The organism is Paenibacillus silvae (genome assembly GCF_014639235.1).
Taxonomy (GTDB): domain Bacteria; phylum Bacillota; class Bacilli; order Paenibacillales; family Paenibacillaceae; genus Paenibacillus; species Paenibacillus silvae.
Window position 1 is genome coordinate 1230414 of sequence record NZ_BMFU01000001.1, and the last position, 11850, is coordinate 1242263.

Genomic DNA, 11850 nt, shown 5'->3' on the forward strand with positions numbered 1-11850 from the left:
ATATCGCGAAGAACACATATTGCTCATAGAATGTCATGTCATTCCATAATCAATATGCCTTTTCTTTTATGTCGACCGTATGAGGCCAAAAAGACGATGAGCCGGATATGCAGTTGTGTCCAAGTTACGTTGTGTCGAATTCAAATTATAACCAAGCGTCATGTCTCTCGGCCTCCCTTCATCATTGATAGTACTATATTAAGGGCACATCTTTTCGGTTGTCAACCCTTTCCTTGGAAAATATTGATGTACACGTGAAACCCGTGTGCACCTGCGCAAAAAGAGGAGGTCGTCCGAAGACGCCTCCTCCATAGCCATTTTTCTTCAGGAGAACTTTACAATTCAGTCTGCTTCTCCAGTTCTTCAACCGGGTTTTCATTCTCCTTCGCTGGAACCTTGGATGACAGGAACCATCCACACACAGCAATCGCAATTAACACAATATAAAATCCGAATTTCCATATTTTATTTTCGGGGAAATGCTCATCCAGAACACCGAGTGCCGGGTGAGCCAGCGTAATTACGGATAACTTGACCCCTACCCAACCTACGATGACAAAAGCAGCTACTTCGAGACCCGGACGGGAATGAAGCAATTTTACGAAAAATGAAGCGGCAAAACGCATGATCACAAGCCCGATAAAACCACCCAGGAAAATGACGATAAACTGACCGCCATCCAATCCGCCTATTGGCGGCAAACCACTCGGAGGCAGAGCCACGGCCAACGCTACAGCAGCCAGAATCGAGTCCACTGCAAAGGCAATATCCGCTACTTCAACCTTAAACACGGTCATCCAGAAACCGGATTGTTTTTTCGGTTTTTTAGGTGTATCTTCCACAGCTTCATCCGTTTTATTGCGGCTGCCTATAATCTTCTTAACGATATGGTTAATCGAGATGTACAGGAGATAAAGTGCTCCAATCGCTTGGACCTGCCATACATCGACCAGGAACGAGATAAGGAACAAAGAACCAAGACGGAAAATAAATGCGCCCAGCAAACCATAAAACAACGCTTTTTTACGCTTCTCCTCTGGCAAATGTTTGACCATAATTGCAAGCACCAAAGCATTATCTGCTGCAAGCAATCCTTCAAGGACTACCAGGACCAGAAGCACCCACCCGTATTCCAATAATAATGCTGCATCCAACATTGACTCCTCCTTAATATCCTTATAATGTACAAAAAAAAGGACCTTTACCATTACTGGCAAGGTCCTTTTATAACCACAAAAAGAAACCTTTACCGAGCATGTATACTTGGTAAAGGTCTCGCTAACAACGAAATGCTGCCAATAAAGCCGGGGATGTGATCCCGAATTGACGACTTTATTGTAAAAGCTACTCCCCTTTAACAGGAATATGTAGTTTTAGTACAACCGATGAATAACATGTAAACATCATATTTCATAACATAAAATAAAGTCAAGCTTTATTTACGGATTCACGGTACAATTTTCGAAAAACAAAAAAGTCGTAAATCATGTTGCCCAGTGGTACAAATGACACGAAAAAGAGTGCTATGGGACGGCGCAATTGCCATTTCTGAACCGTGTATAAGGACACCATAAACAAAAGGTACATCAAAAACAGAAATCCGTATAAATTGCCAAACCACGTGACGGCTTGAGGCATGATGCCTGCATCACGCAGGGGAAAAGCAACAAATAATAATAATAGATACGATATTCCCTGTAACCACAACATCAGCCGGAAACGCCCCAGCATTGAACGTAACATTTTTTTATCCCCCTGCTTCTATATGCAAGAAACGCATAGTATATCCTGTACAGTATATCACAAAAGCACTTCCAATCTGCAGCACAGGTCGACAGCATAATATTCCATGTATGAAGCGTTGACCACTGCTATGTTCAAGCGACGCACAGGAGCCAAATGGCTGCTTCACACATACAATACATAACGAAGGTTGTTACCCAGGTCGGACAAGGAGGAGCGAAACATGCAAATCGTCATGATAGCACCAGAGAAACTGCCTCTACCCGGCAATGGTTCAGTCGAAATCTGTATTTTGAGCATTGCACGCGAGCTTGCCCGTCGTCATCAGGTAACCATTATAAGTCGTTCTGTCAAAGGCTCTCCGGCGATGGAGCGGATTGACCAGATCACCATCAGACGTGTCTCCGCTACCCATGCGGCTGACTATACACGATCTGTTATTCGCTTGCTGCATACACTGGAGTTGCACGTTATTCAAGTGGATAACAGACCCCACAGTATGGCAGCGATTAAAAAGGCATTTCCCCACATCCCCGTTGTGCTCTATCTTCACTCTCTTACATTCGTTAAACCCGGCCCAGGGAAGGTGGCCGCACTCAAAAAAGCGGATTGCATAGCTGTGAACAGCCACTCTTTAAAGCGCAGACTCTCTCAGCGTTTTCCTGCTATCAAATCGCGTCTGCATGTTGTCCCCCTAGGTACGGATGTTGAGCGATTCAGACCAGCAGTTAACAGAGATGAACAGCTTCGTTTGCGCAAAAATGTTGGCTTAACCGATCGTTTCACTGTGCTGTATGTCGGTAGAGTAATTCCTGGCAAAGGGGTCGATGTTCTTATCCGTGCCATTGCTCTCTTACAGAAACATCTGACTGTCCAGCTGGTCATTGCAGGTAAGGGACCTCAGCAATTTATACGCTACCTGCGTAAATTGGCACGTAAATATAATGTTCAGGTGGTCTTTCTCGGTCAGATGAAACATGAGCAGATTGATCAGCTCTACCGAAGCGTGGACTGTCTCGTATGCCCTTCACAGAACCATGAAGCCTTTGGCCTCGTTAATGTGGAAGCGATGGCCTCCGGCATTCCCGTCATTGCTTCCGATAATGGGGGGATTCGTGAAATCATTCAATCGGGAAAGAACGGATATTTGATATCCGGCTACGGAAAGCCGCAGCCGTTCGCAGCCGCTTTATCTCAGCTGGCAAGCAGCCCTGCTCTTGCACAATCGCTTGGGGAATGCGGACGTGAAACCGCTGCTGCCCAATTCAGCTGGGCAAGGACAGCCATGCACCTGGAGGCTGCCTACACAAGGCTCATCCGTGCATGAGCCTTTTTCTATTTTCATCGATACTCAGGCTTTCTCACGAAACTGCCAATCCGCGATCATTGAATCCATCTGTGGCACAGGTACATGTGTAATCTCAATCAATTCAATAATGAGCATATCCTTCATCATAAATCTCACTTTTGCACAGGTTTGCTGATAGAAGGCTTCATAGAATCCCGCCCCGGTCCAGCAGCCATGAGGGACCTTGCCCGGATGGTTGATAATGTATCCTACCTCTCCGATTGGTGGTACAACCACTTTAATTGCCTGGTGATCCAGGCGATTATCGGGGTCTTTTACAAGATACAGCGTATCTCCTACATGAAATGCCTGAGCTCCATGATAATTATCCATGCCACTTACTGCAGCAAATATTTTCACACTCATATAACTACTCCTTTTATTCCGTTATTTCCTATGGTGACTAGAGTGCCTCTTCATCCTCATATCGTTCCAGCCATGCCAAAAGTTGTTTACGAATCTCTTTTCGATATTCGCGGGGTTCAAGCACCTCCGCCTCAGGACCAAACTGATATAACCACTTCAAAAATTCACGACTGCTATTCAGAGTTACCTCAAACAACAAGCCGCCATCCGCAAGATCTGTCATGCGCGGACGAACAAACATCTCTTCTTCTTTTATGTAGGGGGCAACTTTTTCAGAGAATCTCACCTTAAAATGAATATGTTCGTCACCCCGATCCACGGACCAGGTATTTTTCATATACTGATTTATGTTGAAATCACCCATATCAAATACAGCATTGGTTTTTGTAACATCGAGAAAACGGCTGATGCGAAACAAACGAACTTTCTGCTGCAGATGACAATATCCTATCAGATAGAAACGTTGATCGCGCGGCACCAGATAATAAGGGTCAATATGTCGAAATGTAATCTCATTATTGGCGAGCGTATGATATTGAGCCTGGATTGTCCTCCCATCTATAATTGCCTCCATGATAGGGATTAACAGGTTGGGATCCTTCCCTTCCTCACGGTATGCAGGTATTCCCATTCGGATGATGCCAGCAATATTTTCCACAATTTCACTATTCCTTGTTTTAAGTTTGGTGTGTGCCGATATAACTTTATCAAAAGCTGAATCAAACTCAGCAGGTAATTTAGAAGTATCGACCAAGGCCGGAAGCATGCAAAAAAGCATGGCCTCCTGTTGGGTAAAATCTAGCGGATACATCGCGAATTCACCAATAAATCGATAGCCCTTTCCATATCCTTCGTTCATTATGGGAGCAACCCTGTCCAAAATCCGGAGATCACGATAAATTGTACGTACAGTTGTACCGCATTTCAGGGCCAATTCCTTAGCAGAGATTCCGGGATTAGCTTGTATAGCCTGAAGTATACGCAGCAGACGAATTAATTTCTCTGTCATGTAGTTTCTCCCCTTCGATATTTTATCGGCAAGGAAAACTAGTTCCTTTAGTTCATATCTAAATCTTTAGTCCCAAATAAGTTTTCGCAAATTCACCTTTTATTGCTAGTTCAGTTGCACTTTTCCCCCCTTTTAATATACATTCTCTTACTCGCTTGCGTAAATTAATAACCCAAAATCGAGTTCACCTAAGCCTGAAAGCCTATACAAAAATCTAAAAATAATGCAAAAAGCCCTGATTCTAAACGAGGCAGGGCTTTGAAAAGTTCAATTTATACGATACATTTTTGTTTTTCATCTTTTTAAAATTCTTTATTTTTCCATTTTACCCAAACTGTGCAGTGCATGAAGCATGTGATCACATAGATCCGGGATATCCTGCATCTGCTCTTCATTCACTTTGCGATCAAAACACACGCTGGAGGCAATGGTGAATGTTGTCGGCGTCTCGCCAAATACGTAATGAATTTGTTGTACAGTCCGCTGAGTTGGCCAATTTTCCTGCAGGATAGCCTGAATGCCATGACAAAGAAAATCCGGCTGCTTCGTCGTAACAAGTTCAAAGCAAAGCTCCAGACTACAACCAGGATGGCTGCCTGGTGTCTCCAGAATTTCTGCGGCCGTATCCTCCAGCGCACTTTTCAGCACCAGTTCAGCAGAAATGCCAGCTTGCTCTCTGAGACAAAATTGCAGGGTAAATACTCTGGACATGCTGGCCATGTCGAGTTGATCTCTTCGATGAGTGACATGAATGCGTTCATCCAGATTGTCCAGATCGTAAATATAATTTTCAATGGCTACTTTGAGATTATCGTAGATGGTAGGATCAAACATACAGAAAACCTGCTTTCTTTATCTTTATCTTTTTCTTTTTCTTTTTCTTTTTCTCTTTTCTTCGCTTGCTTCGTTTTCTCAATTTCGTCCGTCTTCACGTTGTACCACAATTCCCTCCGTTATTCCAATGATAGCTGAACCCTGCTGTAAAAAGAAGAAAAGCCCAGCCCACAACATGTGGACTGAGCTTGATCTGTTCAACGAGCATCCGGCAGGATGCCAGCGTTCAATTATTCTTCTGCGGCTTCGCCCTCTGCCTTGGCCTCCGGCTGTGCTTCATCGGCAGAAGCTGTTGGCTCCTCTTCAGCAGCTTGTGGCGGCATCACCGAAGCCACAATAGAATCGGGTGACGTGACCAAAGTCAGGCCCTTATCGAGCTTGATCTCACCTGCGGTAAGACGGTCACCAATCTCCAGGCCGCTGACGTCAACTTCAATGGAGGTTGGCAGGTCAGCTGGCAAACCTTCCACTTCCAGCTGCGTTTCCTGTGTCTGGAATACACCGCCTGCTTTGGAGCCGGCAGCAGTTCCCTGAAAATCAATCGATACACTTACAGTGATCGGTTTGTTTTTGGAAATCTGCAAAAAGTCTACGTGCAGCAGACGACCGTTGCGCTCCTGCTGATCCTTGATCAGCACAGGAATCGTTTTGCCACCCTCCACATTCAGGTTAAACATCTCGGAGCGGCCTGTACGTGCCACTTTAAGCACTTCTTTCTCGTCCACATGTATGGCGGCGCCTTCTTGTCCCGGTCCGTATACAACGGCAGGAACTCGTCCACCTTGTCTTAACAGGCGCAATGCTGCACCTTTCTTTTCTGTTCTTGGAGTTGCTGTAAGTTGAGCCATTTTTCCGTTGGATTTCATGATTGAACATCCTCCTTCAAGGGTTCCCTACTTTGATTTTGTTGGCAAGCTCTGCATCTTCTCTATTAGACCGGAATGGCCTTTTTTCGAAGGCCGTATGTTGGGCCATATCTATATTTACCCCAATGACCTCGCATCTAAAACATTAAACCGAAGATTTTACCCTTTTTTTGTTATTTCACTCTTTTTTATGCACAAAAAACAGCCGGAATTGCTTCCAGCTGTCAGTTCACTCAAGCGCTATTCAGGTCATCATTGTCACGAGACTCGCGCATAATGTGCATCTCATCTGATCCGCTCCGCACGTTAATCTGCACGTCACCATCCTCAGGCGCGATATCCACATAGCGGTCTCCACACGTATCCTTGGCCTCCCATTCATTCAGGCGAATGATAAAGCCCAAATGATGCAGACCTGGAGCCACACGGAATCGCGCCTCAGCCCCACTGCCTGCCCGTTCCAAACGAAACGCACCGTCCTGCATGCCTGTACCCCATACCCAGACATCCCAGCCATCGTAACAGTGATCCTCTCGTTCATATCGGATGGTGATCACTCGCGACAGATGTCTGTGAACCGTTACATTATATACAGCCCGGACATTCCCGGCTTCTGCGATAATATGTGACGTGCCTGCCGTCACCCCTCTAACAAGGCCAGCATGGCTCACAGCCGCTATATCCGAATGTGAAGAACTCCAGCGGATATGTGCATCTGTCAGGGGCTGCCCGTATTGATCCAGCACCAGTGCCCGAAAACGACTGATTCGTGTCGTGTATAATACCGATTCACCTACAATCTCGATTCGATCTGCAAACCGGGCCTCGACCTGCACCATGCAGGACGCTGTGATCTGGCCGCAAACGGCCGTGATTGTTGCGGTGCCCCGGGTCTTCGTATGCATCGTACCGTCGTTATCCATATGCACAATGTCCGGTTCGGACGAACTCCACAGCACATGCATATTTTCCAATACATTTCCCATACTGTCTCTCACAACGGCTCGCAGTTGCGTTATCTCCTGTGGTGCAAATACCCGCCGCGGAATGCCAATATCCAGCGCAGCAGGTTCTGCCCCGATTGCATGCTCCTGATCATACAGGACCATAAGCGACCATCGTTCCACCTGAACCTCTCCTGTGACTGTCTCCAGTACGTCCGTGCCAGCCGTATGGTGGTTCACAACCACCTTCCATTCTCCCTCATGCAGGTGAATTGTCTGAGCCTCATCACAGCCATTATAAATGATCATAATTTGATGCCACGAATCCCCGTTAGCCCCCTGCTCAAGCATATAGGCCACTACGTTTCCATCTGTACGAATAACCCGAAGATGCCTGCGTACCTGCTCTGCCTCCGTCATGCGAAATGCCGGATGTGTGCGCCGCAGATGAATTAACCCTCGATAATAGTCAAAGACAGGTCTGAAGCGCTCTTTATTCGCCCATGTTATCCTGTTCACTGCATCGCCGCTGCGATAGCTGTTATGGTCTCCGGCCTTGGACCTTAATATTTCATCTCCGGCATGCAGAAACGGTATCCCCTGTGACGTAAGCAGGATGCCGGAAGCAAGCAGCGAACGGCGAACCATCTCACTCTCCATCAGATGAGCTTCGTGCACATACCGATAAGCATCGGCTGCTTTCACCGCAGATTCTGCGCTGCCGCCGCCTATCGGCTGACCGTCTTTCCATACGGGAAAACCCAGATCATGACGCAGATCAAGGCAGGTTGCAATTTTATCCCATAGATTCAGGTTATCATGAGCGGTTACATAATTAACGGTTTCAGCAGGAGAAGAGGCGAAATCGTCCATTGCCCCTGCAGCACCCTGCATAATGGCATGCTCCTGACCCTCAGCTCCTGTAGCGAATCCCCTTCCGCTGCCGTCACTGTCTCCCTTGATTGCACTGCGAAAATGATCATTGAATACAGCAAAGCCCTGACCTCGCTGCGTTCCTTTGAGGGTTTGGCGTGTCAGTGGAGAAGCACCGCCAGTCCAAGGCTCTCCATAGATCAGAAAGGCGGGATCATGCATCAGTTCTCTTAATTCACGGGTCAGTTCAATCATCGTATCCTGATCAATCAATGCCATCAGATCAAATCTGAACCCGTCAATATGATATTCCTCGGCCCAGTAACGTAATGAATCCAGAATATATTTTCGTACCATCGGGCGTTCTGTCGCCAGTTCATTACCCACGCCAGAGCCGTTGCTGAGTGTACCATCCTCATAATGACGATAGAAGTAACCCGGGACAATTCGCTCAAAAGGGCCCTTTTCCACGCTATACGTATGGTTATAAACAACATCCAGCACAACGCGCAGCCCCTGCCTGTGCATCGACTGAATCATCGTTTTGAACTCGCGGATGCGGACAGCGGGGTCGCGTGGATCGGTCGCATACGAACCTTCAGGCACATTGTAATGCTGCGGGTCATACCCCCAGTTGTAGGGGGCTTTGACATTGATATCGGGATTCGCAGTCGCCAGCTCGTTTACCGTCTGATAATCGGCGACAGGAAGTAAATGAACATGAGTAACACCGAGCTCGGTCAGATGGTCAATCCCGATCCGGTTGCCTGCCTGATCTGTAAGTCCGGTCGCTGTAAAAGCCAGATATTTCCCTTTATACGGAAGTTCTGCATAAGGATCAGAAGAGAAATCACGAACATGCAGTTCATAGATAATGGCATCAACCGGGTGCACAAACGCGGGCTTTACATCCTCATCCCAACCCTCTGGATGTGTCTCGCTCCAATTAATGATTGCCGTACGCTGTCCATTCGCTGTAACGGCTTTGCTGTACGGGTCTGCAACGATATGCTCTCGCTGATTATCATGAACGATACGGTACATATAAAAGTGTCCTGCCCAGTCGCCCGCAAGCGTCGCCTGCCAGATGCCATCTGCATCACGGACCATCTCATATGCCCGGCCCTCATCATGCCCGGTTACAAACCCGAGCTCGTCATACTCACCTTCATTTTCGAAAATCAATATATGGACCAGCTGTGCTGTGGGCGCCCACAGTTTGAACGTACTCGCAGCACAGGTATAAGTTAAGCCAAGGTCGCTGCCTTCATAACGAAAAGAAGTCCATTCCGGCATCATGCCACCGCCTTTATATCCTTTAATTTCGTGTTTTCCCGATGTTACGAAGCTGGAAGCCATTTGTCAACCCGGGGTTGTCTGTACTGAACATATCGGTCAAAGCGACGTATTCGATGAGCGTTAATCGGGCTTTTAAGAGCTTTAATTGGGCTCTCATTGGGCTTTCAATGAGCAATCGCTTTCATCTACAGCATATGTAAACAAGCGCTGTGGTTGACAGCTTCTGTACCTGTACAAACAAAAAAACACTCCCTCAAACCTGCAAGAGAGTGTCTTGACGCATAGGCATATCATACATGTTTACTACATTATCCTGTATATATTTTGAAACAGATATTACTCATGTAACCGAATGAAATATTATACTGAATATAAAATGGTCATAGATAAACCTTTGACCTTGATCTTTCCGTTTTCTCCGTAATAGCCGTTCTGACGATCTTGCACAGTACGAAGCGAATGCGCATCCACTCGCCCATCTTCAACAGCGACATTCCACACACCTGAAGGGATGGGGATCAAGCGAGCACGCATGGCCGCATTATAGATCACTACTATCCGCTGCCATATATCCTCCACCGCAGCACCTTGCAGCTCATAAGCAAGAAGTCCTTCTTCTTGATGCAAAAGACAAACATACTGCTCAATCGCTTCGCGTGTACGCAGGCGAAATGCCGGATGCTCCCGCCGCAGCTGAATCAGCCCCCGGTAGTAGTCGAACACCGGCTTAAACCGCTGTTTCTGTTCCCAATGGATCGCATTAACCATATCTCCGCTCTGATGGCTGTTCATATCCCCGTATTTGCTGCGCAGCAGCTCGTCTCCAGCCGCAATCAGGGGAATACCTTGTGAGGTCAATACAATGCCGTTCGCAAGCAGACAGCGTCTTACCGTCTCGTTCCCAAGTACATCATGCGGATCGACCTGAAGATAGGGATTGGCCTTCCTCACCGCCTCCTCCACGCTGCTGCAGCCCTTTAGGCTTCCATCCTCGTTATACTGCAGAAAACCCAGCACCTCCTGCAAACCCTGTGTTCGTGCAACCTTATCCCACAGATTGAGATTATCATGTACGGTTACATAATTAATCGTCTCGGCTGGTGCTTCCGCAAAATCATGAATAGACCCTTGCACCCCTGTCCATAAATCGGCTGCCTTCCCTTCTTCACCTGTCGCAAACCCTTTGCCATCTCCATCACTATCCCCTTTAATGACGCCTCGGAAATTGTCGTTGAATACTGCAAAACCTGCTCCGCGCTGCGTTCCCTTCAAGATCATCTCATCTGCCAGCGGGGATTCCAGCGCTCCCCAAGGTTCCCCGTATAACAGGATGGAAGGCGACACGCGAGTATGCAGCTCAGAGGCAAGCTGTTTCATGGTGGTAATATCCATCAGCCCCATCAGGTCAAAACGAAAACCATCCACATGATACTGCTCGGCCCAGAATCGAACCGAATCAATGATAAACTTGCGAACCATCGCTCGTTCTGTTGCCACCTCATTCCCGGTGCCTGAACCGTTGCTATAGGTTCCATCTGCATGCTGGCGATAATAATAGCCGGGAACCAGCTTCTCAAACGAGCTGCCTGCTGTATCAAATGTATGGTTATAAACTACATCCATAATGACCCCGATCCCTTTACGGTGGAGTGCAGCAATCATGGACTTGAATTCACGAATACGTGTCTCGGGCTCGTCTGCACGTGATGCATACGAGCCTTCCGGCACATTGTAATGCAGTGGATCATATCCCCAGTTATAGTTGGAAGCATCATGCATATGATCATTTACACTTGCTTCATCTACCGTGGCAAAATCAAAAACAGGCATCAGGTGCACATGCGTAATGCCCAGTTCAGCCAGATGATCAATGCCAAGGGTATGGCCTGCTTCATCACGCAGCCCCGTTTCCGTGAATGCCAGATATTTGCCTTTGTTCACGATGCCTGATGAGGGATGAATGGAAAAGTCCCGAACGTGCAGCTCGTACAGCACAGCATCGGTGGCATGATGCAACTCCGGGCGCTGGTCCTCATGCCATGCTTCAGGATGGGTCTGCTCCATATCTACGATAACCCCCATCTCCCCATTCATGGTAACTGCTCGTGCATAAGGATCAACGGCTGTAGTTGAGGTTCCATTGGCAAAGGTGGGCCGGAACATATAACGATAACCTCGCCACTCCCCCGCTAGATCAAGAATCCACACCCCCTGCTCATTGGACTGCATCGGCATAACCTGCTGCTTCATTTGTTCTGAATGTTCATCAGAACTTTCGCCTGTTAGTGGCGGATATAGAAGAACCTGCATCTGAACGGCCGCTGGAGACCAAACCTTGAAAACGCACAGATTCTCTCCAAGTGTAACCCCGAGATCTTCTCCTTCATATGCAGCAGTGATCTGGACTGAACTCGCTTTTTTGGCGGCTGGCTGTCTCTTCTTGTCGTCAATCATCATCGTTCTCCTCTCGGCGAGTTAAGTGTAATAAGTGTTTATAAAAAGAGGGCTCTTTACCCTTTATACCCGTTCTACGGATAAGCCATAATAGATTAGCTCAAAAAGAAGCAG

Annotated in this window: 9 protein-coding genes; 1 reads left to right on the forward strand and 8 read right to left on the reverse strand. The window is 47.2% G+C overall.

Features of this window, described 5'->3' with window-relative positions:
* Nucleotides 1-335 precede the first annotated feature (335 nt).
* Both IEW26_RS05555 and IEW26_RS05560 read right to left on the reverse strand, forming a co-directional pair.
* On the reverse strand, nucleotides 336-1154 hold the full coding sequence (locus IEW26_RS05555; protein WP_188591564.1) for a TerC family protein: 819 nt from the start codon (nucleotides 1152-1154) through the stop codon (nucleotides 336-338).
* A gap of 274 nt (nucleotides 1155-1428) precedes the next feature.
* Entirely contained in the window at nucleotides 1429-1743 is a 315-nt protein-coding gene (locus IEW26_RS05560; protein ID WP_188591565.1) for a DUF3817 domain-containing protein, read from the reverse strand.
* 223 nt (nucleotides 1744-1966) lie between these two features.
* On the opposite strand from IEW26_RS05560, the gene IEW26_RS05565 reads away from it, so the two are divergent.
* Entirely contained in the window at nucleotides 1967-3070 is a 1104-nt protein-coding gene (locus IEW26_RS05565; RefSeq protein ID WP_188591566.1) for a glycosyltransferase family 4 protein, read from the forward strand.
* Between the two features lie 24 nt (nucleotides 3071-3094).
* Here the strand turns inward: IEW26_RS05565 and IEW26_RS05570 are convergent, their stop codons facing one another.
* The 6 genes from IEW26_RS05570 to pulA (IEW26_RS05595) form a co-directional block, all read right to left on the reverse strand.
* Nucleotides 3095-3457, reverse strand: coding sequence for an HIRAN domain-containing protein (locus IEW26_RS05570; protein ID WP_188591567.1), 363 nt, complete (start codon nucleotides 3455-3457; stop codon nucleotides 3095-3097).
* A gap of 37 nt (nucleotides 3458-3494) precedes the next feature.
* Nucleotides 3495-4466 carry a helix-turn-helix transcriptional regulator gene (locus tag IEW26_RS05575; RefSeq protein WP_145406114.1) on the reverse strand — a complete coding sequence of 324 codons (972 nt, stop codon included), beginning with the start codon at nucleotides 4464-4466 and terminating at the stop codon, nucleotides 3495-3497.
* Nucleotides 4467-4778: 312 nt separating this feature from the next.
* The gene (locus IEW26_RS05580; RefSeq protein ID WP_188591568.1) at nucleotides 4779-5300 is read right to left on the reverse strand and encodes a hypothetical protein; all 522 of its coding nucleotides are present in this window, start codon (nucleotides 5298-5300) and stop codon (nucleotides 4779-4781) included.
* A 230-nt stretch (nucleotides 5301-5530) separates the two neighbouring features.
* Nucleotides 5531-6166 (reverse strand): 50S ribosomal protein L25, encoded by a 636-nt coding sequence (locus tag IEW26_RS05585; protein ID WP_111270097.1) that lies wholly within the window; start codon nucleotides 6164-6166, stop codon nucleotides 5531-5533.
* Nucleotides 6167-6399: 233 nt separating this feature from the next.
* A complete protein-coding gene (gene pulA / locus IEW26_RS05590; protein ID WP_188591701.1) occupies nucleotides 6400-9279 on the reverse strand; it encodes a type I pullulanase in 2880 nt (959 codons plus the stop codon).
* Between the two features lie 363 nt (nucleotides 9280-9642).
* The gene (gene pulA / locus IEW26_RS05595; RefSeq protein WP_229729670.1) at nucleotides 9643-11739 is read right to left on the reverse strand and encodes a type I pullulanase; all 2097 of its coding nucleotides are present in this window, start codon (nucleotides 11737-11739) and stop codon (nucleotides 9643-9645) included.
* Between the last annotated feature and the right edge of the window lie 111 nt (nucleotides 11740-11850).